Genomic DNA, 25,813 nt, shown 5'->3' on the forward strand with positions numbered 1-25,813 from the left:
GACCAAAGGAGGCCGGTTATGACGCGCGGCATGCGCCCGGAACAGGTGTGGGGCATTGGCCTCACGGATGCCTTCGAGTCGGCAATTTCTGCCGCCCTCGGCAGTGGTTACACACTGCGCAACTGGCAGGTGGGCCGCTATCCGGCCGAGCGCGATCTCGGTCGGGCCGCCCCCCTGGTCATCTTCGTGGTCAAGGAAGCCTGGGACGCCCTGCCCGCCGCCGCCCGCCGCCGTTTGGAGGACTGGGAAGTGCCCCAGCGGGTGCTGGTGCTCTCCGCCACCCAATCCGTTTCCGATTTCGACGAACTGCTGGAGGACGGCTTTTTATCCGCCATCTCCGAGCCACTGACCGACAAGAAAATCCGCGACGTCATCTTCCGGGCCAAGGAAGTCAAAAGCCTCTACGACGACATTTTCCGCATGACCCGCGAGATCATGCTGGAACGCGAACTGCTTGCCCGCAAGACCGACCTGGTGCTCTTTTTGAACCGCATCCTCACCCGCGCCTCGGAGTCCCTCGACCCCACGGTCATCCTGGACAACGCCCGCGAGGACCTGGAGCTGCTGTTGCCCCTGCGCGGGCTTTTGGGAATCCTGTGGCAACCGGGAAGCTCCGGGGGCATGGACGCCGAACTGTTTTTGCAACCGGACATGGACCACGCGACCGAACGCCACTGGACCGAGGAACTGCTGCGCCACGGGGCCAAGCTCTCCGGCAAGTCCATGCAGAGTTACCGGACCACGTTCCTGGAAGGCGGCTCGGGTCGGGAGCCGCTGGCCATTCCGCAAGCCCCGGAGGAAATCATCCGGCTGCCGCTTCGGGCCGGGGGCGAAACCTTTGGCGCGCTGATTCTCTACCGCGACCAGGGCAAGGCCCTTGGCAAGGACCAGGTCCAGGCGCTTTACGCCTCCATCAACCACCTGGCCCTGGCCCTGCGCAATGCCGCGCTTTTCAGCCAGGTCAAAATCCGGGCCGATCATGACGGGCTCACCCGCATCCACAACCGTCGGGCTTTTGACGAACGCCTCGTGGAGGAATTGCGGCGGCACCAGCGCTACCACCACACCTTGAGCTTGCTCATGCTCGACATCGACCATTTCAAGACCATCAACGACCGATTCGGGCATCTTGTGGGCGACCATGTGCTGCGCGAGGTGGGACGCCTTCTCTCGGATACGCTGCGCAGTACGGATTTTACCGCCCGCTACGGCGGTGAGGAATTCACGGTCATCCTGCCCCAGACCGCCGAGGAACCCTCGCGCGTGCTGGCCGAACGGCTGCGCGGGGTCATCGAGGAAGCCCATTTCAACCACGATGGACAGGATTTCTCCATCACCGTCTCCATCGGCGTAGCCACGATGGTTCCCGGATCGCTGACCAAGCGCAAGGAACTGCTGGAAAAGGCGGACAAGGCCCTGTACCAGGCCAAGAAACTCGGCCGCAACCAGGTCTGCACGGCGCTCGGGCCGGTCTCCCTGACAACGGAGGCGGTCGCCGCCTCGGCCGCCAAGGCCGGTTAAACGACCACATGCGAGGGGAACTCCTTTCAAAGGGTTCCCCTCACGCGCCCGGCCATTCCGCAACATTTTGCTTTTCCGCGAAGATTCGTTTCTCAGCTGAGGGCAATCAGCGGTCCGTTCGTCCCACTCTTCTCCGTACCAAGCAGCGCATCCGTGGTCACGACCCGGTCGGCAAAGGACAAGGCCTCGACATTGGTGATGGTCTTGATTCCGGCCTGGCTCGACACCGTGAGCACGCCAGCGTCCGTTCCGAGCGTATAATCCGCATAAATGTCGGGGAAGCCGACCACATCGAAGCCCGGGCCGCCATCAAGACTGTCGTCGCCCCGGCTGGTCATGAGCACGTCGTCGCCCCGGCCGCCATACAGACTGTTGTCGGCGTCATTGTCCACGAGCAGGTCGTTGCCGTCGCCGGTGGCGAGATTCTCGATGGTGGTCAGCGGCGCGAGGACAACGGCCGCTCCGTCGACAAGGCTGATGGTCCCCGGCGCCAGGGTGACGGCGGACCCGGTCGTTACGGGCGAGGCGTTTATGGTGTCCGTGCCCGTCAGGTCGACAAGCAGCGTGCGCGAGGGGCCCTCGGCGGCGTAGGTTCCGTACTCGTTGGTATAGACGTAGCGCGTGTCGTCGGTCGCGGCCGCGCCGTAGAGGTTGAGGGTCCAGCCTCCAAGGCCCACGGTCGCGCCGTCGGCCTTGGTGTCGTAGACGGTCAGCGCCCAGTCGCCCTGGGAGGATTCGCCCAGAAAGGCGGTGGAGGTCATGGCGAAATTGGCCGGGTACGCCCCGGCCATGCCCGGCGCGTCGAAGAGGACGCTTTGGGTGCCCGCCGGCGAGGTCAGGACGACGGTCAGGCCGGAGACATCCTCGGTGGCCAGGTCGAGCACGACTTCGGCCCGCTCCACGGCAACTCCGGCCGCCATGGCGATGTCGGAGGAAACGGAACCGGTGCCGTCGTCAGGGAGCGTGACGCCGACCCCGGCCTCGCCGGTTGTCACGAGAAGATTATCGGTCGTGTTTTGCCTGTCCCAGGTCTCGGCCAGACGCACGGCGGCAGTGGCGTCCACCAGGCCGTATCCCACGTCGCGGCTGGCATGCATGCCGCCGCCGTTCCAGGTGCTCGCGCCGTTTATGGTCCATTCGGCGGCGGCGTCCGTGTTGCGCGCGGTCAGGGCCAGGATTTCCTGGACGTCGCGGTAGCCAAGGGCGGGGTTGGCTTCGAGCATGAGGGCCACGACGCCGGAAACCAGGGGGGCGGCGGCCGAGGTGCCGCCGAAATCATAGGCGTAGTCCCCTTCCGGCGAGGTCGCCGTATTGTAGCCGAGCGTCCCCACCCGGTCGGTGGTCACGATGTCGCCGTAGGAATGCGACACGAGCTCCTGGATCACCTCGTCCTCGTCGCCTTCGTCCTCGGCGGGAATGACAACGGTTTCCCAGGTGTAGTAAAAGGAATTGGACGGCGCGGCCACCAGATTGGACGCGCTCGGGGTGCTGTAGCTGCTCACCTTGCCGGTATTGTCCACAGCCGCCACGGAAATGCTGTACGGGGAGTTGGTGAGATTGTCGGTGTTGGCGTCGAAGCCTTCTTCCCGGTCGTTGCCGGCGGCGAAGACGACAACGGCCCCGAGTCCGCCACGCCCCTCGGATGCGGCCTGGGACAATGCCGCCCCCATGGCCTGCCCCTCGGGGGCATTGAAATTGTCGAATTCCCCGCTAAATCCCCAGCTGTTGCTCATCACATCGTAGACGCCGGCAGTACGTTGCAGGGCATCGGCAAAAGCGGCCTTGAGAGTGGAATTTTCCACCTGCTCCGACAAGTCGAGGTAGACCGAGGCCACGGTGGCGTCATAGGCAACACCGACACCGCCGATGGCGTTGCCGGCCACGGCGGCAATCTCGCCGGCCACGGCCATGCCGTGGTTGTCCTCGGTCAATACGGGCTGCCCATCCACCCCGGCCGCCATGGCGGAAAAACTCAAGGAGACGTCGAGATTGGCGCTTATATCGGGATGGTCGTATTCCACCCCCGTATCGAAGACGCCGACAGTGACGCCTTGGCCCGTGTAGTCTTGCCAGACCGGTGCGACATTGAGGTCAATGCCGGGCGTCGCGCCGTTTTGGCCGGTATTGAGCAGATACCATTGCTGGTCGAACAGGGGATCGTCGATGGTCGTCGCGGCCATGGGCGTCTCCGTACGTTTCTTGTGCCGTGCATTGGCTCTTCCGGGCCTATTCCCAGGCGAACGCCGCCATGGACAACACGCCCAGAGAATACTCTTATAAAAAAATAGCCGAACAATCGCGCAAAGGCAATGCGCCCATCCGCCGCTTCCCTGTCAGCCAGTCCTGCTTGATGCCACAGGCGGCGAACTTGTGCGTGTCCCGGCCGAAACGGTCATTGATCGCATCAAACGTGCTCACGAGCCGCTCTCCCCTGTCCCCGGCTTCCGGCACGCAAGTTGCTGGCGTTTCAGGCGCTCCAGGCCGAACAGCATGACGACGCCAGCCTTCTTATAGCAATAACATTTACGGGAAATGCCCGGATCGCGGCGGTGTGCGTCGTGGCCACGGGCAAGGCTGCATTGAATATAATCGAGTATCACTCTTCCGTTTACGGCTTCAAATTATCGGGAACCTCTTTCGGTGTTAAGACGATTTCCAAACGACGATATGCCTTTCCCGACTTATCTTGTTCCAGCACAAGTCCAGCCTTCCCGGTTAGCTTAAATTGCAATTCACAGTAAGTGTGCCCTTCTGGAGAGTACACTTCATTGATCTTCACGTGTTCCATCCCGTCCCAGACACCGCCTATTCCCGCAGAATAGGTATATAACGGTTGCCACTCGTCCTTCGGCGAAAAACGGTAGTTGGCGGCAATTCGAGCCTGACCGTCGTTGAAGACGCGACGGAAGGATATGACATCCATATTTTGAAATGGTTTTGTCGTGGATATTGCAAGGGTCACCGTCGCCTTGGCGTCTTTGTCCGTAAAGGCACGGGCCGGCGCGATCATGTCCGGACTATCGTGCTGCGCAGGAGAATCGCCGACGCCATCGAGAACAAGCTGAACGTCCTTAAAAAATTTTCCGTCGGAAGACGTCGAAACCATCTTTCCTTTCGGATCCCGCAACTGGAGGCCCAAGGCTCCGTCCGGCGATCGCACCACGGAAATCGACCATGTGTTCCCACAGTTCCGGTCAAAAAGAGGGGGGACGATCTTCGCCGGCCCTCCATTGGGAGGAAAACGCACAGACGCGGCGATTTCCTTGGCGATGATGTCGTCTCCTGCGGAGTTCGTATGGCCGTCGGCCTTCAGGAAAAAAGCTTCGGTGTCTTTCCCGGACAATCGGCGAAAGGTTGTAGCAAAATCGATGTAGGGAATCCCTTCGGCTTTTGTGAATGGGTAAAATTCACAACTATGGCAATTCAAATTATCCCAAATCTGAGAATTTGTGGGAATGGCGACAAAAAGGAACTTTGCCCCATCTTTTGCGCAAAGTTCGCGCAACATCAATAGAGCATTTTCATAAGTCGTCCATAAGCGCTGTAAAAATCTATTGTTCTTTTCGTTTAAAACTGCAAAGTTTTCGCTCTGCAGACAGGCGTTCTCTTCTGGCGTCGCTTTCAACAATAACGCGTTGATTTCATCCTTCTTGATAGTTTGCTTGATATGGAGGGGAATATTTGTCTTGGAAGGATTGTCTTTTTGTTTATTAAAGTACTTATAATAAAGAAGATATTTTATTTTTGCGGCAAAATTTCCAAGTGCGGTCTTCGAAAACAACGTGGAGAGTGTCGTCGCATAGTTGTTATTTCGGTTCTCCGCGGCCATCGCCTGCCGTCCAATTACATCTCTAAAGAAATCCGTATCGATATCATTATAACAGTATTGAACGATAACAAGATCAGGCCTAAGCTTACTTCCTTTATTTTTATAATAATCATATTGATCTAAAATATTAGAAAAAAGCATTCCAGCATTAATTACCTCAAAATGAATCTTCGGGTATTTTTTGGAAAGATACTGATATAATTTTTCTGAATAGGTGTCATGATCGTCTACTCCCCACCCCATGGTGTAGGAATCTCCAAGACACAAAATACGGAAAACATCTTTCCCTTTTGGAATGCTGATTTCTCGAAGAGAGCGGAGACCCTGTGAGTTAGTAGTAAATCTGTAGGGATAATTTTCCGGCTGATGGTTGATTACAGAAATATTCGGTTCAAAATCTCCAGCGAGATTTTCGTAATACCGACCATACACGATGCAGGACGGAACAAAATTAAAATATCTTAACACGATCTCCGCAACGAGCAACAACCCGGCGGTAGCCACCGTGATAATGACAACTTCACGCAAAAGCTTCTTCATGGCATCCTCAGTTTCACTTACAATAATCAGATATCCCAAAACAAAAATGGCCTGCGCATCCTGCGTGGCCGTTGTTTCTTACGGAAATACACACCCAGTTTCAACATAAAGGTGGCCCTGTAACTGAATATGGGCAATTACCCGCTAATGAGCAAAATAACTGGAATTTTCGTGCTGATTATCCGAGCGGAACTGGCCTGGGAGGTAGTTGGGGAAACAATCGCCAGCCAGGAACGCATCGTCCGCATTTTGTCGCCGGAACAACTCCCGGCACGCGACGGCCAATTCACCCATGGGAATACCGGCGGTCTTGGCCTCTGCCGACCGGACGAGGATGCAGCCGTCGTTGTTGGACAGCACAACCACGGGCCGATTGCCAGGGACGGAACAAACACCTTTTCGCCACGAGGCGTAAATGGAGTTGCAGTCTACCAGGGCCAAAGGCCGGTCAGGTCCGGTGAATGACTGAACGAAATCAAGGCCCAGTAGCGGCATCCCGGCCAAGACCCTCGAGGCGTAGCCACTACACAGGGCCAAGCCGCGCGTAAATCAGTACAAAATCGCGCGCCGCCTTACAAAATCCGGGCAACGATGTTAGCAATCCGTTAGCCGAAAACGAAGAAGGGGTTACGGTTTTTAACCGCAACCCCTTGAACTCGTTTGGTGGGCAATGGGCGATTCGAACGCCCGGCCTTTGGCTCCGGAGGCCCGGGGTCGGTCCCCGTGATAGCCACGGATGCCCCCAATGCCCACATTTTCCAACCGCACTTCCTTGTTGGCTGCCTGGGTAGGGCACTGTTTCGGCCCACAGCTATTTATCCCCCGATTTATCCGCCTGAGGCATTCACCGCCTGGAATGCATACGGCGACGCGCCTTCAGGCCGTGCCGCGTCCAGATACGTTTCGCGTCCAGGACGTTCGTCCGCGCGGCACGGCCTGAAGGCGCTACCGATCCCGCCGAGCGTCAGCGAGGCGGCTCTTTCCGCCCCCCTCCCCCTCTCTCATCTCTCTAAAACTGTCCAGCGAGGTCCTGGCGGCCTGGCCCCGGTCACGGGTCCTTCCTGGGGCCTTTATACACCGCGCACGTTGGGGTGCGGGGTGTCGCGGAATTTTGCGGAAAAAATCTGGCGGAAAAACGGAAAAACCGTCGCCGGCAGCTCGGCTTGCCGGGGGCTAGACCTGTGGGGACTGCCTGACCATGCCTGATCGAAAAGACCCGACACCGGAAGAGATCGCCGCCGCCGCCGAGCAGGTGGCCGAGCGCGTGAAAGAGGAAGGCGTCACTAACGAAGCCGCCGCGCCAGTCATCGATTACGAGTTCGTCAAGCGTTGCCTCTTCGCCAGCTCTAAAGGCGACGGCATTCTCTACGCTGCCGTGCACAAAGGAAAATTTCTTTGCGCTGCTTCAACTCAAAACAAGCAGGTGCAATGGTTCGAGTGGACGGGCTCATATTGGAAAGACGTGGTGATCTATCGGGCCGAAGCGGCTGTTGAGGCCGTAATCTCCAAATACGAAGAGGCGCGCGTCGAAACCGACGTCAAGGCTGGGAAGGCCAAGGAAGTCGGTGATGCGGACGAGCAAAAACGCCTGGAGCGCATCTCCAAGCGACTACGCAAAAACATCGATAGCCTCCGCGACGGGGCCGGGGTTTCGGGCGCGCTCCGGTTCGCGCTGTCCAACGACGATCCCCTCCTGGTGAGCATGAAGGAGTTTGATGCCGACCCGTATCTTTTCGGCGTCGCCAACGGCGTGATCGATCTGCGCACCGGGGAGTTCCGCCAAGCACGCCCGAGTGACCGAATCAAGCGAACCTGCAATGTCACCTGGGAAGGGATCGATGCCGCCTGTCCGCGCTGGGAGGCTTTCGTCAAGGAGATCGTCGGCGAGGACGCGGATGTAGCCGCATTTTTACAGCGGGTATTTGGCTACGCTATCACAGGCCAGAGTTCCGAACCGCTTTTCGTGGTGCTTAACGGCGAGGGGCGTAACGGCAAGACCGTCATGGTCGAAACCCTGGGCAGGGTCTGCGGCGACTACATGGCGCCGATCCCGGCCGAGCTGCTCCTCGACCAGGGGCAGGCCAGAGACGCGGACAAGCCGACGCCTACTATTATGTCGCTTAACGGCCTGCGCGTGGCCTACGCAACCGAGTCCGAGGAAAACAGGCGTTTTTCGATCGCCCGGGTCAAATGGCTCTCCGGTGATGACCGGCTTACCGGCCGCTACATGTGGGAAAACAATCCCACCAGCTTTTATCCGACACACACCTTGTTTTTGTTGACCAACCATCGACCTCATGCCGGGGCCCATGAGTACGCCTTTTGGGACCGGCTGCGTCTAGTCGATTTCCCTTTCAGGTACGTCGACAATCCAAAAGCCGAAAACGAGCGCCAACGTGACAAGACGCTTGGAGACCACTTCGAGCGCCATGAGCTGCCCGGGATACTGGCGTGGCTGGTCAAGGGATGCCTTGCCTGGCAGCGAGATGGCATCTCGCCGCCGTCGTCCGTGCTGGCCGCAACCGAGGAATATCAGCGCGAGGAGGACCACCTCCAGGATTTCGTGGAGGAGTGTCTCATCACCACCGAGGGCGCGCGGGTTACGGCCACCGAAATCTACGACCTCTACACCCGCTGGTACATGAAAAACAGGGGCAAGTACGTCCCGACCATGAACACCTTCGGCAAGCACCTCGGCAAGAAGATCCACAAGGAACGGCGCGGCGGCACGGTCTACTACTACGACGTGCAGCTCAATCCCGTCGCCGAAGACGCATATCCTGACAAAAGGGCTGAAAAAGAAGCCGGTTACGGAAACAACTTATGGGGAAAGTCCCGCAAGTCGTGACCAGGACATAGGACATCGCCAGGATATCCGCGTCTGGATTGTCCTGGTGGCGGAAAGGGGCGCGTTGACTGGATGGAGGGGTGCGCCAGGACATCAGGACCCCGGCATGTAATGCCATCTAAACGTTCAAACCTCGGCTCGGAGCATACCATCATGTCCTATCCTATCATCCTACTTCTTAAAAAAGAAAAGAAAGATGGGAGGTTACGGCCAGGATATTGCCAGGACATTGCCATGCAGACAGGACATTGCCGCCATGGCCGCTGATCTGCTTGGTTTGTTCGAGGCGCATGGGCTCACGCCGAAGAGGAAAACAGGCGGCGAGTGGGCAGCGCCCTGCCCGGCCTGCGGCGGCGAGGACCGCTGCATGATCAAGCCGGCGGATCATGAGGGGCGCGGCGGCTACTGGTGCCGTCAGTGCGGGGCCTACGGCGATGCCATCCAGTTCCTCCGGGACTATGAAGGCATGCCCTACCAAGAGGCTTGCCGCCATCTGGGAGTCGAGGCGGCCCGGGCCACGGCGTCCTCTTTGCCGCGCCCGCCGAGACAGGCCGCCGCCCAGGACTCGTTCGAGGCCGCGCCGTCCGTGCCTCCTGCCGAGCTGTGGACCCAAAAGGCCAGCGCCTTTGCCGCCTGGGCCCACCAGCATCTCCTCGCCAATCCCACAGCGCTTGCCTGGCTGGCCGCGCGCGGGCTGCCTCTCGAGGCTGTCCAGCGTGACCGCCTGGGCTGGAACCCGGGCGAGAAGGGACGTTCGTGCCTCATCCGCCCCCGCGCCAGCTGGGGCCTGCCGCCGGTCGAGGGAAAGCCGGACAAGAGCGGCAAGCCCCAGCTGAAAAAGACCTTCTGGATCCCCCGCGGCTTGGTCATCCCGCGTTTTGCCGGCGACGCTCCGGACAGCCCCGTCGCGCGGCTGCGCATTCGCCGGCCCGAGGCCGACCGCCGCGAGTTCCGCGCGGAGACGAAATACTACGTCATCCCCGGATCGAACATGGACGCCATGATCCTCGGCTGCGAGGCGCGCGCCTTCGTGGTGGTCGAGTCCGAGCTGGACGCGCTCATGCTCCACTATCAAGCCGGCGACCTGGCCGGCGCGGTGTCGGTGATGACGGCCAGCGTCAGGAAGATCGAAGCCGGAGTGCTCGAAACCCTGCGCGACGCCCTGGCCATCCTGGTGGCCCTGGACGCCGAGGGCAAGGACGGGGCCGGGGCCAAGGGGTGCGCACGGTGGATGGCCAGCTTCGCCCGCGCCAAACGCTGGCCGGTCCCGGTTGGCAAGGATCCCGGCGAGGCCTTCGAGAAGGGCGCGAACCTGCGCGCCTGGATCCTTGCCGGGCTGCCGGCGGTGTTGCGTCCAGGACTTTTGCCGCCTGGACAGCCGCGAGGCGTGGGGGCGGGAGAAGAAGAGGCGGCGCGGGGCGGCGCGGTCGAGAATGCGCGGGAGGATGTCGAAAATGTGCCGGCGGCGACAGAAGATGCGCGTGTGGCCGTCGAGGATGCGCGGCAACCGCAGGATACTGCGTCCGCCGTTCGCTGGCTCGATCCGGACCACGTGACCGCGTTCGACATGGTGCCGTTGCGTGAGCTGCTCGAAGCCATGGCGCGACATCGGGTGGAGCCGGTACTCGTGCCCGGCCGCGATAGTAACGTCGAGCGGTTGTTGGCGCTGCGGGACCAGGGCGATCTTTCACCGGAATCACAGGAGCACGTCGCGCGTCTTTTCTTTGATTGCTGCCTCGAGGCGGTGCTGTGGTTCGCGGACTACCGGGGAATGCGCTCGGTCAAAAGCCTGCGGGATGTGTTCGGCCGGTCCGAAGGCAATGGGCAGGTCGCGGCCATTGTGCGGCGCGCGGATCCCGAGACGACGAATCTGTCGTTTGCCGGCTGGGCCCGGCTGGACTTCTGGCGCTGTCCGGAAGCGGCGTGAAAGTGGAGGGCTGCCTGCCGGAGTTGCAGCTCCGACCGGCGGCCGGATGACAGGAGCATCCGACCAGGGAACCCCAGCCCTCCAGCCATGCATGGCCCGGAGGCAGTAGCACGGGGATGATCGGATGGAAACGCTCAAACTCGAACAATGGCCGCTGGCGCGGCTGCGGCCCTACGAGCGGGGCCTGCGCAAATACGGCAAGGACGTGGTGGAACGGATGATGTCGGCGATTCGGGAGTACGGATTTCGGGTGCCTGTGCTGGCGCGCTTCGACGGCCGCCTGCGCCTGGACGCGGCCGCGCGCCTGGGGCTGGCCACGGTGCCCGTGATCCCGGCCGACGAACTCACCGAGGCGCAAGTGCGCGCCTTCCGCCTGCTCGTCAACCGCTCAGCCACCTGGGCGGCCTGGGACGAGGAGATGGTGGCCGTGGAGCTGGAGGAGCTGCGGGAGCTGGATGTGGATCTCGCGCTCACCGGCTTCGACGTCGCCGAGCTGGACGCCCTGCTCGACCTGCTGCCGCTCCCCGGCCGCACGGATCCAGACGACGTGCCGCCTGTGCCCGAGACGCCGCAGACACGGCCGGGCGATATCTGGTTGCTTGGCCGGCATAGGTTGCTTTGCGGCGACGCCACCAGCTCGGCCGATCTGGCCGCACTGCTCGGCGATGAGCGCCCGGAGCTGGCCGTCACCGATCCACCTTACAACGTGGCCGTCGAGGGCAAGGCCGGAAAGATCCTCAACGACAACATGGCCGGAACAGCCTTCAGGGAGTTCCTGGGCCGAGCCTTTGCCGCGCTCCACGCGGTGCTGGCTGACGGCGCGGCCGTGTACATTGCCCACTCGGAGACCGAGGGCTTTGCCTTCCGCGACGCGTTCCAGGCCGCCGGCTTCAAGCTGGCCGGGTGCCTGATCTGGCGCAAAAACGTCCACGTGCTCGGCCGCTCTGACTATCACTGGCAGCACGAGCCCATCCTTTATGGCTGGAAGCCGACCGACCGGCACGCCTGGTTCGGCGGCCGCCGCCAGACCACCCTCCTCGAGGCGCTGCCGGGCGCGGTGCTCCTGGATGACGGCCGCGTGCAGATCCCGGCCGGCGACGACGTCTACCTTATCTCCGGCCATGATCTGGCCGTGGAAGTCGCCCCGGGCTCCATCGTCAGCGTGGACAAGCCGACACGCAGCGACGCGCACCCCACCATGAAACCCGTGGCGCTCCTCGAGCGTTTCATCCGCAACTCGTCCCGCCCTGGCGGCCTGGTCATCGATCCGTTCGGCGGCTCGGGCTCCACGCTCATGGCCTGCGAGGGCTTGGGCCGGTCCTGTCGCACCCTCGAACTGGATCCGCGCTTTTGCGACGTGATCGTGCGGCGCTGGCAGGAGCACAACGGCCGCGTGGCCACCCGTCCGGATGGACGGCCGTTCCCGGCCAGGGGGGACGCGGCATGAGCGAGGACCTGACGCCCTATCTCGCACGTAGCGCCGCCACCGATCTGCCCGCCCTGCTGCGGGCCAAGGAAGGGGCCAAGAGACGCATGAACGATACGCCGACAAAGGAAAATATCGAGGCCTTCAAGAAGGTGCGCGACGAGGTGGACAAGGCCACGACCGGAGGCGGCGAAGGTCGCATCTTCCCCAAGCGGCCGGCCGCCCTGGCCTATCTGCAGGGGCGCGGCTTTTCGATCCAGAAAACCAAGTTTTACGCCGACTGCAAGGCCGGGCTCGTGCCGACCAATGCCGCCGGCCAGTTCGAGGAGGCGGTGCTGCTGGCCTACGCCTCAAACCTCCCCACCGTGGCCAAGGAAAAGGACAGCGAACTCTCGGGAGAAGCCCGTCGGCGGCTGACGGCCGACGCGGACTACAAGTGCGAGCAAGCCAAGCTGACCCAAAAACGACGCGAGATGCTCGAGGGCAAGCTGGTCGAGCGGGTGCAGGTCGAGCGGGATCTGGCGGCCCGGGCCCAGTTCTTCAAGCGCCAGATCGAAAACGCCGGGCCGCTCTTTGGCGCGCGCATCATCGAGGCGGTCGGCGGCGACGAGACGAAGCTGCCGGAGTTCCTGCTGTTCTGGGAGCAGGCCACGGCGGACTGGATGGATGCCTGGTCGGCGGACAGGGAGTTTGTGCTCGGGACGGATGCGCCCGATGACGCGGCCTCTGGTCAGGCCTGAACCTGTAAAACGCGAGGAGCATGGCATGAGCGGAAATCCCTGGAACCAGACGTTTAGCGGACTCGCATTCGACTTGTTGGACCCGTTGTCGAACATGGTCAGCATCAAGGACATCGCGCACGCGCTGTCGAACCAGTGCCGTTTCAACGGTCATTGCAAACGGTTTTACTCGGTGGCCGAGCACTGCGTCTATGTGTCCCGCGTCGTGCCGAAGCCCATGCGGTATCTGGCCCTGCTCCACGACGCGGCCGAGACCTACACCAATGACATCACGCGGCCGCTCAAGTCGATCCTCCCGGATTTTCGGGATGTCGAGTCCAGGATCCGGCAGGTCGTCGCCCACCGCTTGAATCTCCCCAGGGAGATCCCCGAGGAGATCCACATCGCCGACCAGCGATTGTTGGTCACCGAGTCGGAATACCTCATGTCCCCGTCGCCGCGTCCCTGGCTGGCCGGCGTTGCGCCCTACGATCTGCGCGAGATCGGCCTGCGCCACCCTAACCAGTTCGGCCTGCTGCCGCGCGACGCGCATCGTCTGTTTCTTGAGCGGTTCGCCGAGTTGTCGATTTTGGAGGATGGTCATGAGCGGTAAGTCTAAAATAGAATGGTGCGATTCCACCTGGAATCCCGTTCTCGGGTGCTCGCCGGTCTCGGCCGGGTGCGCGAACTGCTACGCCGCCCGGTGGGCCTGGCGGCTCTATCAGATGGGCCTGCAACGGTACGACATCCTGGCCAAACCGGACGGCACATGGACTGGCAGCGTCCATTTCGTCGAGGGGGAGTTGAACCGGCCTTTGACCTGGCGCAAGCCCAAGCGGATTTTCGTGTGCAGCATGGGCGATCTGTTCCATTCGCGCGTGCAGCCCTTCCTCTGGGATGAAGTGTTCTCGCGCATAGTGCTGACGCCGCGCCACACCTATTGCATCCTGACTAAACGCCCCGAGCGGATGCGCGACGTTCTTACCGCGCCCGGCATGGCTGAACGTGTCCTTCGCAGGGCCACCAGCTTCCCTTTGCCGTTTCACCCCACAGGCAAGCCGGCCTGGCCGCAATGGCCCCCGGCGAACGTTTTTGTCGGCACCTCCATCGAGGACCAGCCGACGGCCGACGCGCGCCTGCCGTTTGTCACCGAGTTGGCGTCCCTGGGTTGGCGGACCATGATCAGTGCCGAGCCTATGCTGGGGCCGGTGGATCTGACGCCGTGGGATAGGTGCGACCAGTGCGGAAAGCTGCGCAACAGCTTCGATCCCTACAATGGGGTTGGGAAGCCGTGGGGGTCGGATCAATGTCACGAGCATTTTAATCCCCATGGCGGCTGCGACGGGAGTTACAGGGAGCATGTGCTCTCCTGGGTCATCTGCGGAGGCGAGTCCGGCCACCATGCCCGCCCCATGCATCCCGATTGGGCGCGCGGGTTGCGTGACCAATGCGCGGCGGCCGGCGTGCCGTTTTTCTTCAAGCAGTGGGGAGAGTGGGGGCCACTCGAAGGCTCGGGAGCGGGCAGCCCGACTCCGGTGGCCTTTTGGAGCGAAACGGATGTTTCCCGCCCCATCGGTTGGGTCGAGGGGCTCACGACGGAAAAGACACAGCACATGGTTCGCGTCGGCAAACGCACCGCCGGCAGGATGCTGGATGGCGTGGAGCACAATGCTTTCCCGGAGACACGGTCATGAAGGAACAAGCCCTTCTCCGCAAGGAGCGCCACTACTGCAAAACCACGCCCAATTGTTGCAGTGGGTGTTTGTTCTTCCAAATCCTCAACGACAGCGGCCATTACCTGTGCGCCAAGGACGGCGCCCCGGTGCGCAAGTTCTCTTGGTGCCGCGCGTACAAGCCCGCATAAGGAGGTTGAGCATGCCCATCCCCAAAGCGACCATGACCCTGCTGGCCGAAGTCCTGGACGAACGCGCCAAGCAGATTTCCAAGGGCTACACGCCCGAGCATGACGACGCGCACCAGCATGGCGAGCTGGCGATGGGTGCCGCCGCCGTGGCCTTGGCGGCGGCCGAGCGGCAGGCGGATGAACTCCACCAGTTCCTCCCGAAAGGGTTCCCCGGATCAGGGGATGTTCCCTGGCCATGGGGGGGCGAATATGTGGATCTGGTTTCCCACCGCCCTGTGCGCCGGGGGCTCATCGTCGCCATCACAATGCTCCTGGACGAAGTCGAACGCCTGGACCGACTGCGCGACGCAGGTGAGATCGAATACTGCGGCGGCTGCGGCGCGCTCGTGTGGAAGGACGAGGCCGTGGTGGACGTCGAGGGCGTGGTGCTGTGCCCCGAGTGCGCCGCCGGGAGCGAGGTCGCCTACGCCAACGAGCCCGATCCGGTGGCCCGGTTCCTGCGTGAGCGGTGCGATCGCAATCCCGAGGCCAGTGAGACCGTGGCGGACCTGTACGCGGCTTATGAGGACTGGGCTTCTCTCGATCCCACGTTTCGCATGACGTGCGTGGTTTTCAGCCGGAACCTCCAAGCACTGCCCTGGATCATGAAAGTGCAGGCCTTCGGCGCCGCGCACTTCAAGGGTGTGCATCTGCGGCGGGAGAGATAACCATGGATATCCCGCGCATCGCCATCGCCGTGCAACAGCCTTGGGCCTGGCTGCTGGTCAACGGATTCAAGGACGTGGAGAACAGGACGTGGCCGCTGCCCTCGGCCTACGTCGGCCGGCGGATCCTGATCCAGGCCAGTGCCCGGCCTACCTTCAACTTGTCCATGGCCAGGGACATCCTCGAGGAGATCCACGCCCGTTACGGCCTGCCGGGAGGACTGCGTTTCCCGGACGAGGGCCGGCAGTCCGGCGGCATCGTGGGCGTGGTCCGTTTTGTCGGCTGCGACCAGGGGCACCGCACCTCGCCCTGGGCGGAATCCGGCCAGTGGCACTGGCGCGTCGCCGATGCCGCCCCCCTGCCCTTCATGCCATGCAAGGGGCGGCTGGGGTTCTTTCGGGTGGACTATGCCGCGCCCGAGACGCGGCCCAACCTGCTGGGGGTGGCGTCGTGAGCAGGGAAACGCGCACTACGATGGATTGCTTGCGGATAATTCAGGAGAGACCTGAGTGGCGTTATCGAATTGGCAAGGTAATTAAGACTTTTGGCGACTATTTTCCGGGGGAGACGGTATTGTATCGCAACAGTCCGGGTGGGACGTGTATTGTTGAGACGCCCATGCCGGAGGATCATTATGCCGATGGACATTGCGGATCATTGCGAACTTGGGGAACCATCGTAGGAGTCCCCCATTTTATGGTTTCCCCTTTGGACAAGAAGGGGCCTCATCCATGTGTTGGATGCAGACAGCACAATCGTGAAGGATTTTCTTGTTGGGTCCTGGATTATTGCGGGGTGACGCCTAAATTCTTTAGCGACCAATTCAGCGATTTCTGTAGAGATAGAAGCAAGGTAGACTTATGAGCTACCGCGATCTTTCCATCCCAAAGCGGAGGGCTTTCCTTGGCAATCAGCTTCGTGTGGTGATGAGGCTTGTCAAGGATGAAACCATCCTGTGCGCCGAGTGTGGAAAATCAATCCGCATTTTCTACGCCTACCGTTGTCGCTGGTGTGGATTTTACTTTTGCCCTGTGTGTGCGGACACCCACTTTGGGCCAGACATTTCCGAATGGAGGCTGCCATGAAACGCCGCCCCACTCCTGGTCAGCTGTCCCTGTTCGACACGACGGGCGGCATGTCCGCTTCGGTGCGAAAGAAGCCGCCGCCCGCACCACTCTTGGCTCCAAAGACCATGATCCACGATAAGCCGAAGCGACAGTCTCCGCAGATTATACAACCAGACTACATGCGTGACGGTATGCTCTACCTCCCGGAGGGTGTTGCGCAACCGCCCTGCATGGCGAACTGGTATTGCGTGGTATCGGACGATGGGAAGCGTGACGCTTTGACCGTCCTCTACCGCATTTACAACAAGAATGAGGCCAAGGAACTCGAAGACATATCCGGAGTTCTTGAAATCCCGATCCTCGGGAGATGCTGGGAAGACCATGGAAACTGGCTGCAGGACGTCTACAGCCCGGCCATTGACGCGTTGGAAGCCTACGCCGCCGAAACGCTGGGCACCTCTATTTTGGGTGTCAAACTGCGGCACTATCTTGTGGTGGCTCATAGCCAGGAACAACGGTTCGAACAGCGCGACGTGCCGCATCTGGGGACCGTGCGGCCGCAGGTGAAAAGCGAGGTGGCGGCATGATGCTTGATGCCAATGGCCACGAAGCCGCACCTCTGACAGCTTACGAGCGACGTTGGGCCGAGTCCGTGGATTCCGGCAAGGTCTTGGCCGCCTACCAGGAATTGCAGCGCCGGCAGGCTTTGCCCTTGGCCGACAAGGTAGCCATGAGCCTTGACCGCATCAGGGACTGGTACGAGGCCTGGAACGGGCAGGTGTCTGTTTCGTTTTCGGGAGGAAAGGATTCTAGCGTTTTGTTGTGGCTGGTACGCCTGATTTATCCAGACGTACCAGCAGTTTTCTGTCACACTGGCCTAGAATACCCGGAGATATTGCGCATTGTGAAGGAGACTCCTGACCACGTCATCCTGCACCCGCGCATTCCGTTCCATCAGGTCATCCGGGACTATGGCTGGCCCATCGCATCCAAGAAGGTCGCCAGGGGCGTGAATATCCTGCGCAACCCAACCGAGAGGAATAAAAACATTTGGAGGCTCTACGACCAGGGTATCAACCGCTACGGGAAAGAGGTCCACGGATTCAAGGTTCCGAACCAGTGGCGTTTCCTGGTCCAAGCCCCTTTTTCGGTTTCCGATCACTGCTGCCAGGTCATGAAGAAAGGCCCGGCCGCAGTCTATGACAGAGAGACGGGACGCAAGCCGTTCATCGGCACGCTGGCCGCTGACTCCAAAGCCAGACAGCGGACCTACCTGCAGACCGGTTGCAACGCGTACGACCAGCAACATCCGCGCTCGGCCCCGCTCTCATTTTGGACTGAGCAAGACATTCTCCAATGCATCCTCGAAAACAACATTCCGATTCCATCCGTCTATGGCCAGATCGTTGAGGTGGACGGTCGGCTTGTGACCACGGGCGTGCGTCGTACCGGCTGCGTGTTCTGCTGCTTCGGCTTGCACATGGATCATTTGGACGGACCGGAGAATCGTTTCCAGCGGTTAGCCCGGACTCACCCGAACCTTCACCGCTACTGCATGGACAAGCTCGGCCTGCGCAAGGTTCTTTCTTACTGCAGGGATGCGGCCCCGCCGCGGTTGGCGCAGCTGTTTGTTTGGGAACCGAGGAAGATACTACGGCAGGGAAGCTTACTAGAGGTTCTCCCGGCATGACCTATCCTTTATTGTCACGAGTCAAGCAGTCGGACTGGTTTTTTGACGAGTACACGTCGCCAAATATTCCACGCGATGTTGCGTGGTCAAGATTTTATCTTGCTGCCCGACATCCTGTTTGGAAAATAAGTAAACTTCGTTTTTTGGGACTTTCTTATACTGACGTTTATCATTGGATATACTTGACTATCATAGACGCAAACAAAAGAGGTTTGGCGCATCAAGTTGACGCGTCAGAAATGTGGCCTAAATTCGAACAAGCCCGCGAGATGGAACGAGAGAAAATACGAACACAGGAAGCAGAACAGCGACGGAAGTTTAAGGAGCAGGAGGAACAATCAAAAGCGCTTTGGCGAGCCGCGCTGGATGTGGACGCAGTGAGGAGAAACTACCCGCACTTGTTTGAGCCTTCCAGTGTGCCCACGCCGAAACGAAAAGTCGTCGTGCGTGTGGAGCAATTGAGGTTGTTTGCATGACCGTCCCCGAGTCCGTTCGTTTTCGCTTCACCGACGGCGAGCGCCGCATCTTCCGCAAGCGGGTGCGACCGCAACCGTCCGTCTGGGCGGCGCAGAACATCGTGGTACAGGACGGGCCGTTCGCGGGCTCGCGCCTGCGCATGGACGTCACGCCCTACCTCCCCGGCATCATTGATACGCTGTACCAACCCGGCGTCGAGGAGGTCGGCGTCTGTGCTTCGCCGCAAATCGGTAAGTCCGAGCTGCTTTTTTCCAGCCTTTTCTTTTCCATGGAGTTCTTCCCTGGCCCGAAGCTGATGGCCATGCCGGACGAGGACACGCTGACCCGGGCCGTGGAAAAAAAGTTGCTGCCACGCATCAAAGGGTCCGCCGCGCTCCGCAAGCTCTTTTACCGTTACGCCAAGGGTACCTTCGAACTGACCGACGGATCGCCGGTCTACCTGGCCTCCTCCCAGTCTCCGGCCCAGCGCGCGTCCGTGACGGTCATGCACATGTTCCTCGACGAGATCGACCTCTATCGCCAGCTGGCCGGCCAGGGCGCGCCGATCACGGAGTTCGAGGAGCGCACAATCTCCTATGGAATTAAGCGCAAAATATTAAAAATATCCAAAACAATGGGCGATGAGACAAGCGCCATCTGGATTTTTATTACCATTATTTGTGACGAGCTGCGTCGCTGGCATGTCCCCTGCCCGGCCTGCGGCACCGTCCAGGTCATGCACGAGGACCACGTGGTCGTCCTGGAGCACTGCAAGGATCCTCGGGAGATCAAGCGCCGCAAGTTGGGACGCTACAAATGCCCGCACTGCGGATACCTCTGGACCGACCACGCCCGGAACCAGGCCGTGGCGCGCGGGGAATGGGTCGCCGACGAGCCGGTGCTTCGGCCCCGAGCCGTGGGCTTCCATCTGCCGGCGTTGGTGTCGCCGTTCGTCAGCCTTTCCGAGTTCGCCGCGGACAAGCTGACCGCCGAAAACTCCGATGACGATCGGGTCAAACGCGACTACGCCAACGGCCGTTGCGCCAAGCCGTTCAAGGCGATCGCCCTGGAAACACCCCAGGAATCCATCCTGTCGCGCCGGGCCATGTGGTTGCCGGCCAAGACCGTGCCGGTCGAGGCCGTGGCGCTCACCTGCGGCATCGATGTCCAGATGGACGACTTCTGGTTTTCGGTGCTGGCCTGGGGCCGGGAAATGCAAAGTTGGCTCGTGGACTATGGCCAGCTGCGCACCTGGGAGGACGTCATGGGGCTCGTGCACGGAACGCGCTATCCTGTCCTTGGCCGCGACGGTTCGACGCTCGGGATCTGGCGCGCCGGCATCGACTCGGGCGGCAACAAAACCAAGCACGAGATCCTGACCCGCACCGAGGAGGTCTATTCCTGGTGCCGGGCGCGCGGCGACGGCCGGCTGTTCCCGATCAAGGGACGCAGCCGGGACTACCACGTCAACGTCAGCTGGACGACCATCGACAAGCTGCCCCACTCCGGCCGGCCCATCCCTGGCGGGCTGCAGCTCTACCTGCTCGACGTCAATAGCCTCAAGCGCCTGCTGTATAAGCGGCTGCGCCAGGACGCCAAGCAGCCCATGCTGCTCCATGGCCAGACCGGGGAGGATTACGCCCGGCATCTGGCCGCCGAGCGCCTGGTCAAGGACAGGACCGGCAACTACGTTTGGGAAGAGTTAAGCGATACCAACCACTTGTTGGACTCAACCATGATCGCCCATGCCTGCGCGGACGATTCCTGGACGCCGAGCCTGCAGTACATGCTGGATCAGGAACGGAAAGATGCGGAGGCCCCGGCCGCGCGAGTCTCCGATAGCGATGCCGCCCCGGCCGTGGTCATGGCCCAGCGCCGCAACAATACCATTCTCGCCAACCGATAAGCGTGAGAGCCCCCACATGAGCAAAACGAATCTTCCCTACGATCGCGCCGCCGACGGCAAGCTCCTCACTGTGCTGCAGGTATCGGAGCGGCTGAAATGTCACAAGAGTTACGTCTACAAGCTGATCGGCAAGCATGAACTCCGGCATATCCGCTTGGGCGACATCAAGGGGTTGCGGATCACGGAACGCAGTCTGCTGCGCTACCTCAAGCGTCGGGGAGAATAGCCTCTCCGAACTTTTTTTCGAGGATGCAAAATCGAAGGGCAATTTTGCATCCTCGAAAAAACCCGAAAAGCCGCTCCGGGACTGTGTTGGCGAGTTCTTCGCCGACAGCCGAACCCCCTGAAAAAACCGTCTCCATGTTACCCATGTTATCCATGTTACCCTAATCGACCCAGGGGGGTGTGCTACGCCCCTCGCCATGGCCATATTCACCCGAGCGGAAAAAGCGGAACAGCTGGCAGCCTGGAAGGCGGCGCTTCTGGCCGTGGCCGAGGGGCAGGAATTCACGATCGGCACACGTCGCTTGCGCCGGGCGGACTTGCCCGCCATCCAGCAGCATCTGGACTGGCTGGACAAACAAGCCACGGTCGAGGATCAGGCCGCCGGCACGGGCAGCCCCATGTTCGGCCACCTTATCCCGGGGCGATACTGATGGCCGCGAACTGGTTGGACCGCGCCATCGGCTGGATCGCTCCGGAGCGAGGGCTACGCCGGGTGCGGGCTCGGGCCGCGATGGCCGCCATGGCCGGTCTGGCCGGCATGGTCCAGCCCATGCGGCGCACGGCCGGAAGCCGCGAAGGCACCCTGGCAAATTTTCTTCCTTCCAGGCTCAATGCCTTCGCCCTCGAGCGGGATGCGGACATGATCCGCGATCGGGCCGAATCCCTGGTGGCCAGCGATGGCCACGCCACCTCCTGCGTCGACTCCCTGGCCCTTAACGTGGCCGGTTCCGGTCTGCACCCTCAGTCCGCCCCCGATGCCCAGGCCCTGGGCCTGACCGACGAGGAGGCCGATGCCTTTGCCGACAGCGCGGAAAAGGCCTGGGACCGCTGGTGCCGCGAGGCCGACGCCGCCGACACCGACCACTTCGACGATCTCCAGTACCAGGCCGTCCGGAGCATGTTCGTCACGGGCGAGTTTCTGCACTTGCCCGTGTGGCTCGAGGAGCCTGGCCGCAAGTTCGGCCTGGCCATCCAGGCCTTGCACCCGGCCAGGCTGCGCACCCCCTCCGACCTGCTCATGAATCCGCTCATCAAGCAGGGCGTGGAGATGGGAGTCAACGGCCGCCCCATCGCCTACTGGCTGGCCGAGCCGCCGGACAACCGCCCCCTGGCCGGGCTGTCCAGCTCCTGTTTTCGTCGTGTCCCGCGCAAAGCCGGTCACCGCTGGACCTGCTTCCACCGTCGTCACGGCAAGGGACCCGAGCAGATCCGGGGTGAAACGATTCTCGCGCCGGCCATGAAGCTTTTTTCCGACCTGGCGGCTTATGTCGACGCGGAACTTGTCGGTGCGGTCGTCGCCGCGTCGTTCACCGTCTTTATGGAGGCCGCAGGCGACCAGCTGTCCGGCGGCGTGACCTTGGACGGGACCCGCAAGACCGGCCCGGCCAGCCCCTATCCCAAAGAGATCGCCCCGGGGACCATCGTTGCCGGCCAGCCCGGACACAAGCCGCATCTCCTCGCCAACCCCCGGCCGCCCCAGACCTTCGAGCAGTTTTACACCCGGGTCCTTCGGGCCGTGGCCGCGTCCACGGGCCAACCCTACGAGTCCGTGGCCAAGGACTTCTCGAAAACGAATTACAGCTCGGCCCGGGCCGCGCTCCTCGAGGTCTGGAAGCTCTACACGCTGTACCAGGACTGGTTCGTGCGCGGCTACCTGCAGCAGGTCTGGGAGATGGTCATGGAGGAGGCCTGGCTGCGCGGCTACCTGATCATCCCGGAAGGGAAGCCCGACCTGTACGAAGCCTGGGACGCCTGGCTCGCCGCCTCCTGGACCCGGCCGCCGCGCGGCCAGATCGATCCGGTCAAGGAGCGCACGGCCGAGCAGCTCGGCCTCAACAACCTGTCCGATTCCCTGACGGACATCCTTTACGCCCGCGGCTCGGATCCCGAGACCATGGCCCGCAAGATCGCCCGTGAACGTCGCATCTATGCCCGCTACGGCTTGGAGGCCACCCCGACTCCGGTCTCTGTCCAGGCCGCAGTCTCGGACAAGCCCGAGGACGCCCCCCAGGAGACCGCAACCGAGGAGGCCGCGTGACCGTCCTGACCGAACAGTTATGGGCCATGGAGCCCAAACGGCTTTCCGCCTTGTTCCGCGACATGCAGGCCAAAGGGTTCCCCGATGCCGCGGCCAGGGCCGCGATGCTTGCCGCCACGTCCAGCCGGGACGATCCGCTTTATGAGCGTTCCGGACCGCTGGCCGTCATCCCCCTGGCCGGACCGCTGGCCAAGGAGGGCAGCTGGTGGTGGGGGATCACCTCCACCCGCGACGTCGGCCAGGCCCTGTTGCAGGCGGCCACGGATCCGTCCGTGCGCGGGATCCTCCTCGACATCGATTCGCCCGGAGGCACGGTCGACGGCATCGAGGAACTGGCCGGCATCGTCCAGATGGTGGCCGCGCAAAAGCCCGTCTACGCCTACGCCGCCGACCTCATGTGCTCGGCCGCCTATTGGATCGGATCCCAGGCTCAGGAGATCGGCACCCAGGCCACGGCCATGGTCGGATCCATCGGCGTGATCATGACCCACCAGGACTGGTCGGCCTGGGACGCCAAGATGGGTGTGGATATCACCTACCTCACGGCCGGCAAATACAAGGCCATGGGGAACGCCGATGAGCCCCTTTCCGACGAGGCCAGGGCTTACCTGCAGGAGGGGCTCGATGAAGTTTACGGGCTTTTCCTTGATGCGGTGGCGCAGGGACGCGGCGTGGACCGTGAGACGGCTCTGGCCATGGCGGATGGCAAGGTTTTTCTCGGCCGGCAGGCCCTTGAGCTTGGGCTGGTGGACCGGCTCGAAAGCCGGGCCGATTTCATCAACCGTTGCATCACGGAGGTGCACATGGATCTGGCGAAACTGAAAGCGGAGCACCCGGGCGTGGCGGCGGAGCTGCGTGCCGAGGTGGAACAGGAAATGTCGGCCCAGCAGGCGACCGCGCTGCAGGCGGCCGTCAACGGCGAGCGCGACCGGTGCGTCGGCGTTGTTTCCGCCCTGGTCGGCGAGGAGCAGGGATCCAAGATCGCCGGCCTGCTCGCCACGGGCGTGACCCCGGAACAGGCCAAGGCCATGGCCGGCTTCATGCCCAAGGCCGACAACCAGGGGTCTTCCCATGCCATGCTCGACGCCATCGCGGGCGTGACCCAGGGCCCCATGAACCCGGCCGCCGACGCCACGGCCGCGGCTCCGGACTTCGACGCCCTGGTCGAGGCCGAGGTCAAGGGCGGCCTGTCCCGGGGCAAGGCCGTGGCCAAGGTGATCAAGGAACATCCCGAAGCCCACGCCGCCTGGCTGTCCAAGCGCAGCAAAGAGGGGAAATAAATGAGCTACGTCAACCAGTCCCGCCGCACCTTTCAGGCCGGCGCGGCCATCGACGCCTACCTGCTGGTGGGCCTGACCGACGGCAAGCTGGCCGCCAACGCCGCCGACGGCAGCCCCATCGGGGTGCTCGAGTATCCCGCCCTGGAAGCGGACCAGTTCGTGAGCGTGCGTCTGCTCAACACCGACGGCACCATCGAGGTCCTGGCCACCGGCGCGGTGGCCGTTGGCGGCGAAGTCCAGGCCGATGCCGACGGCACGGTCAAGGCGGATGCGGGCGCCGGCGCGCGCACCATCATCGGCCGGTCCCTGACCGCCGTGGCCGACGGGGGCGTCATCGAGGTGATCCCCTACGGCTACGGCAACACCTACACCGCGTAACGCCGGCTAGCCCACAAGGAGACTTGCGATGCCTTTTACCAACGTCATTTCCCGTCCCGACCTGGGGGCGCTCGCTTTCGAGTTCAGCTTGGGCGCGGCCTCCCAGGGCTTCATCGCCGACCTTGTGCTGCCGCCCTTCTACACGCCGCTCATCACGGCGCAGTATCCGGTGATTCTGGCCGAAGCGCTGCTCGAGGTGGCGGATACCGCTCGGGCCCCGCGCTCGGCATACGCTCGCGGCGACTGGCAGTGGGATTTCCTGACTTACCTGTGCTCGGAAAATGGCTGGGAAGAGCCGATCGACGACGTCGAGGCCAAGCAGTTCAAAAACTTCTTCGACGCCGAGACCCTGGCTTCCTACCGCGCCATGGCCATGATCCTTCGCACCCGAGAACGGCGCGTCGCCTCCAAGGTATTCAGCACGGCCACGTTCGAGGCCCATGCGGTGGGCCATGCCTGGAACAGCTATGCCGACGCCGATCCCCGGGCCGATGTGATCAAGGGCTTCGAGGCCATGCGGCTGGCTACCGGGTTGGAACCCAACGCGCTCATCCTGGACAAGTCCGTACTGCGCCACGTGTCCATGTGCGCCAGTGTCATCGAACGCGTCAAATACTCCGACCCCAATGCCATCCGCGGCGACCTGACCATCCCGCAGCTCGAGGCATATTTCGGCGTGCACGTCATTCCGGCCGGCGCGGTCAACAACACTGCCGCCAAGGGCAAACCCAAGGTGATCGATCCCATCTGGTCTCCGACCATGGCCATGCTGGGCGTGGTGTCCTCGGGCGGCCAGGATCTGCGCGAGCCCGCCCTGGGCCGCACCTTCATCTGGGAGGAGGATTCGCCGGAAACGGTGACGGTCGAGGTCTACCGCGAGGAGCAAACCCGCAGCGACATCGTCCGGGCCCGGCAGAACACCGACGAGCGCGTGCAGTTTACCGGCGCGGGCTATCTGCTGACCGGGGTCATCCCGAACGCCTAATCGAAAGGAGCTTGCGCAGTGACGTTCACGCCGCTCGAGACAGCCGGCATCACGGGGTTCATGTCCGTCATGGTCGCGCTCATCGTCCATGCGCTCACCAAGCGCAATTACGTCAGCCATGGCCAGTGCGAGGAGCGGCGGACCCATGTCTGCTCCACGCTCCAGGCTGTCCAGGCCGGCCATGCCGAGCTGCGGCAGGACCTCAAGGAGCGCACCAACACTCTGTTTCGGATGGTCCGTGGGCTGATCGTCCACGACAAGGACATGTCGCCGGACGTCAAGGCGGACATCCTCAACGAAACCCCGGGAGGAAAATAATATGCCCACCAGCAACCCCACGCCGCCCGAAACCGGGCAGCCCGTTGTCACCCCGGCCGCGTCGGAAAGCGCCGCAGGGATTTCGGAACGT

At 62.1% G+C, this 25,813-nt stretch carries 23 protein-coding genes and 1 pseudogene; 21 read left to right on the forward strand and 3 right to left on the reverse strand.

Annotated features, from left to right (window positions below; genetic code table 11):
• Positions 1–18: 18 nt before the first annotated feature.
• Positions 19–1,521, forward strand: coding sequence for a GGDEF domain-containing protein (locus tag K9F62_16875; GenBank protein ID UJX40357.1), 1,503 nt, complete (start codon positions 19–21; stop codon positions 1,519–1,521).
• Between the two features lie 92 nt (positions 1,522–1,613).
• On the opposite strand, the gene K9F62_16880 is transcribed toward K9F62_16875, so the two are convergent.
• The 3 genes from K9F62_16880 to K9F62_16890 form a co-directional block, all read right to left on the reverse strand.
• Positions 1,614–3,701: a S8 family serine peptidase gene (locus tag K9F62_16880; GenBank protein UJX40358.1), complete on the reverse strand. Its 2,088-nt coding sequence runs from the start codon at positions 3,699–3,701 to the stop codon at positions 1,614–1,616.
• 94 nt (positions 3,702–3,795) lie between these two features.
• Positions 3,796–3,939: a DUF4113 domain-containing protein gene (locus K9F62_16885; protein UJX40359.1), complete on the reverse strand. Its 144-nt coding sequence runs from the start codon at positions 3,937–3,939 to the stop codon at positions 3,796–3,798.
• Between the two features lie 190 nt (positions 3,940–4,129).
• Entirely contained in the window at positions 4,130–5,890 is a 1,761-nt protein-coding gene (locus K9F62_16890; GenBank protein ID UJX40360.1) for a hypothetical protein, read from the reverse strand.
• 1,198 nt (positions 5,891–7,088) lie between these two features.
• Between K9F62_16890 and K9F62_16895 the strand changes: the two genes are divergently transcribed.
• The 20 genes and pseudogenes from K9F62_16895 (at position 7,089) to K9F62_16990 (ending at position 25,722) form a co-directional block, all read left to right on the forward strand.
• Positions 7,089–8,738, forward strand: a complete 1,650-nt coding sequence (locus K9F62_16895) for a DNA primase (GenBank protein ID UJX40361.1) — start codon at positions 7,089–7,091, stop codon at positions 8,736–8,738.
• A 256-nt stretch (positions 8,739–8,994) separates the two neighbouring features.
• Positions 8,995–10,665 (forward strand): zinc-binding protein, encoded by a 1,671-nt coding sequence (locus K9F62_16900; GenBank protein ID UJX43234.1) that lies wholly within the window; start codon positions 8,995–8,997, stop codon positions 10,663–10,665.
• Between the two features lie 124 nt (positions 10,666–10,789).
• On the forward strand, positions 10,790–12,112 hold the full coding sequence (locus tag K9F62_16905; GenBank protein UJX40362.1) for a DNA modification methylase: 1,323 nt from the start codon (positions 10,790–10,792) through the stop codon (positions 12,110–12,112).
• Entirely contained in the window at positions 12,109–12,831 is a 723-nt protein-coding gene (locus tag K9F62_16910; GenBank protein ID UJX40363.1) for a hypothetical protein, read from the forward strand. Before K9F62_16905 ends, K9F62_16910 begins: the two co-directional genes overlap by 4 nt.
• 25 nt (positions 12,832–12,856) lie before the next feature.
• Positions 12,857–13,423 (forward strand): hypothetical protein, encoded by a 567-nt coding sequence (locus K9F62_16915; GenBank protein ID UJX40364.1) that lies wholly within the window; start codon positions 12,857–12,859, stop codon positions 13,421–13,423.
• The gene (locus tag K9F62_16920; protein ID UJX40365.1) at positions 13,413–14,504 is read left to right on the forward strand and encodes a phage Gp37/Gp68 family protein; all 1,092 of its coding nucleotides are present in this window, start codon (positions 13,413–13,415) and stop codon (positions 14,502–14,504) included. The genes K9F62_16915 and K9F62_16920 overlap by 11 nt, the downstream gene beginning before the upstream one ends.
• Entirely contained in the window at positions 14,501–14,674 is a 174-nt protein-coding gene (locus K9F62_16925) for a hypothetical protein (GenBank protein UJX40366.1), read from the forward strand. The genes K9F62_16920 and K9F62_16925 overlap by 4 nt, the downstream gene beginning before the upstream one ends.
• 11 nt (positions 14,675–14,685) lie before the next feature.
• The gene (locus tag K9F62_16930; GenBank protein UJX40367.1) at positions 14,686–15,381 is read left to right on the forward strand and encodes a hypothetical protein; all 696 of its coding nucleotides are present in this window, start codon (positions 14,686–14,688) and stop codon (positions 15,379–15,381) included.
• A gap of 2 nt (positions 15,382–15,383) precedes the next feature.
• A complete protein-coding gene (locus K9F62_16935; protein ID UJX40368.1) occupies positions 15,384–15,833 on the forward strand; it encodes an ASCH domain-containing protein in 450 nt (149 codons plus the stop codon).
• Between the two features lie 627 nt (positions 15,834–16,460).
• Complete coding sequence (locus K9F62_16940; protein ID UJX40369.1) at positions 16,461–17,033, forward strand: hypothetical protein; 573 nt, start codon at positions 16,461–16,463, stop codon at positions 17,031–17,033.
• Positions 17,030–18,136, forward strand: coding sequence for a phosphoadenosine phosphosulfate reductase family protein (locus K9F62_16945; GenBank protein UJX40370.1), 1,107 nt, complete (start codon positions 17,030–17,032; stop codon positions 18,134–18,136). The genes K9F62_16940 and K9F62_16945 overlap by 4 nt, the downstream gene beginning before the upstream one ends.
• Positions 18,133–18,612 carry a hypothetical protein gene (locus K9F62_16950; protein ID UJX40371.1) on the forward strand — a complete coding sequence of 160 codons (480 nt, stop codon included), beginning with the start codon at positions 18,133–18,135 and terminating at the stop codon, positions 18,610–18,612. Before K9F62_16945 ends, K9F62_16950 begins: the two co-directional genes overlap by 4 nt.
• Positions 18,609–20,402 (forward strand): annotated as a pseudogene (locus K9F62_16955) (phage terminase large subunit family protein). The gene K9F62_16950 and the pseudogene K9F62_16955 overlap by 4 nt, the downstream one beginning before the upstream one ends.
• A gap of 112 nt (positions 20,403–20,514) precedes the next feature.
• Positions 20,515–20,724 (forward strand): helix-turn-helix domain-containing protein, encoded by a 210-nt coding sequence (locus tag K9F62_16960; GenBank protein ID UJX40372.1) that lies wholly within the window; start codon positions 20,515–20,517, stop codon positions 20,722–20,724.
• A gap of 196 nt (positions 20,725–20,920) precedes the next feature.
• Positions 20,921–21,154, forward strand: coding sequence for a DUF6148 family protein (locus tag K9F62_16965; GenBank protein UJX40373.1), 234 nt, complete (start codon positions 20,921–20,923; stop codon positions 21,152–21,154).
• On the forward strand, positions 21,154–22,761 hold the full coding sequence (locus tag K9F62_16970) for a phage portal protein (protein ID UJX40374.1): 1,608 nt from the start codon (positions 21,154–21,156) through the stop codon (positions 22,759–22,761). The genes K9F62_16965 and K9F62_16970 overlap by 1 nt, the downstream gene beginning before the upstream one ends.
• Positions 22,758–24,041: a signal peptide peptidase SppA gene (gene sppA / locus K9F62_16975; GenBank protein UJX40375.1), complete on the forward strand. Its 1,284-nt coding sequence runs from the start codon at positions 22,758–22,760 to the stop codon at positions 24,039–24,041. Before K9F62_16970 ends, sppA begins: the two co-directional genes overlap by 4 nt.
• The gene (locus K9F62_16980) at positions 24,042–24,419 is read left to right on the forward strand and encodes a hypothetical protein (GenBank protein ID UJX40376.1); all 378 of its coding nucleotides are present in this window, start codon (positions 24,042–24,044) and stop codon (positions 24,417–24,419) included. It abuts the gene before it with no gap.
• 28 nt (positions 24,420–24,447) lie between these two features.
• Complete coding sequence (locus tag K9F62_16985; protein ID UJX40377.1) at positions 24,448–25,404, forward strand: hypothetical protein; 957 nt, start codon at positions 24,448–24,450, stop codon at positions 25,402–25,404.
• 18 nt (positions 25,405–25,422) lie between these two features.
• Positions 25,423–25,722, forward strand: a complete 300-nt coding sequence (locus K9F62_16990; GenBank protein UJX40378.1) for a hypothetical protein — start codon at positions 25,423–25,425, stop codon at positions 25,720–25,722.
• Positions 25,723–25,813: the final 91 nt, after the last annotated feature.

Source organism: Desulfovibrio sp. JY (assembly GCA_021730285.1).
Taxonomy (GTDB): domain Bacteria; phylum Desulfobacterota; class Desulfovibrionia; order Desulfovibrionales; family Desulfovibrionaceae; genus Solidesulfovibrio.

Excerpts from the sequence above, each read along its gene's own strand:
- K9F62_16875 (UJX40357.1), top strand. The coding sequence starts at position 19 with ATGACGCGCGGCATGCGCCCGGAACAGGTGTGGGGCATTGGCCTCACG.
- K9F62_16880 (UJX40358.1), bottom strand. The coding sequence starts at position 3,701 with ATGGCCGCGACGACCATCGACGATCCCCTGTTCGACCAGCAATGGTAT.
- K9F62_16890 (UJX40360.1), bottom strand. The coding sequence starts at position 5,890 with ATGAAGAAGCTTTTGCGTGAAGTTGTCATTATCACGGTGGCTACCGCC.
- K9F62_16895 (UJX40361.1), top strand. The coding sequence starts at position 7,089 with ATGCCTGATCGAAAAGACCCGACACCGGAAGAGATCGCCGCCGCCGCC.
- K9F62_16900 (UJX43234.1), top strand. The coding sequence starts at position 8,995 with ATGGCCGCTGATCTGCTTGGTTTGTTCGAGGCGCATGGGCTCACGCCG.
- K9F62_16905 (UJX40362.1), top strand. The coding sequence starts at position 10,790 with ATGGAAACGCTCAAACTCGAACAATGGCCGCTGGCGCGGCTGCGGCCC.
- K9F62_16910 (UJX40363.1), top strand. The coding sequence starts at position 12,109 with ATGAGCGAGGACCTGACGCCCTATCTCGCACGTAGCGCCGCCACCGAT.
- K9F62_16915 (UJX40364.1), top strand. The coding sequence starts at position 12,857 with ATGAGCGGAAATCCCTGGAACCAGACGTTTAGCGGACTCGCATTCGAC.
- K9F62_16920 (UJX40365.1), top strand. The coding sequence starts at position 13,413 with ATGAGCGGTAAGTCTAAAATAGAATGGTGCGATTCCACCTGGAATCCC.
- K9F62_16925 (UJX40366.1), top strand. The coding sequence starts at position 14,501 with ATGAAGGAACAAGCCCTTCTCCGCAAGGAGCGCCACTACTGCAAAACC.
- K9F62_16930 (UJX40367.1), top strand. The coding sequence starts at position 14,686 with ATGCCCATCCCCAAAGCGACCATGACCCTGCTGGCCGAAGTCCTGGAC.
- K9F62_16935 (UJX40368.1), top strand. The coding sequence starts at position 15,384 with ATGGATATCCCGCGCATCGCCATCGCCGTGCAACAGCCTTGGGCCTGG.
- K9F62_16940 (UJX40369.1), top strand. The coding sequence starts at position 16,461 with ATGAAACGCCGCCCCACTCCTGGTCAGCTGTCCCTGTTCGACACGACG.
- K9F62_16945 (UJX40370.1), top strand. The coding sequence starts at position 17,030 with ATGATGCTTGATGCCAATGGCCACGAAGCCGCACCTCTGACAGCTTAC.
- K9F62_16950 (UJX40371.1), top strand. The coding sequence starts at position 18,133 with ATGACCTATCCTTTATTGTCACGAGTCAAGCAGTCGGACTGGTTTTTT.
- K9F62_16960 (UJX40372.1), top strand. The coding sequence starts at position 20,515 with ATGAGCAAAACGAATCTTCCCTACGATCGCGCCGCCGACGGCAAGCTC.
- K9F62_16965 (UJX40373.1), top strand. The coding sequence starts at position 20,921 with ATGGCCATATTCACCCGAGCGGAAAAAGCGGAACAGCTGGCAGCCTGG.
- K9F62_16970 (UJX40374.1), top strand. The coding sequence starts at position 21,154 with ATGGCCGCGAACTGGTTGGACCGCGCCATCGGCTGGATCGCTCCGGAG.
- K9F62_16980 (UJX40376.1), top strand. The coding sequence starts at position 24,042 with ATGAGCTACGTCAACCAGTCCCGCCGCACCTTTCAGGCCGGCGCGGCC.
- K9F62_16985 (UJX40377.1), top strand. The coding sequence starts at position 24,448 with ATGCCTTTTACCAACGTCATTTCCCGTCCCGACCTGGGGGCGCTCGCT.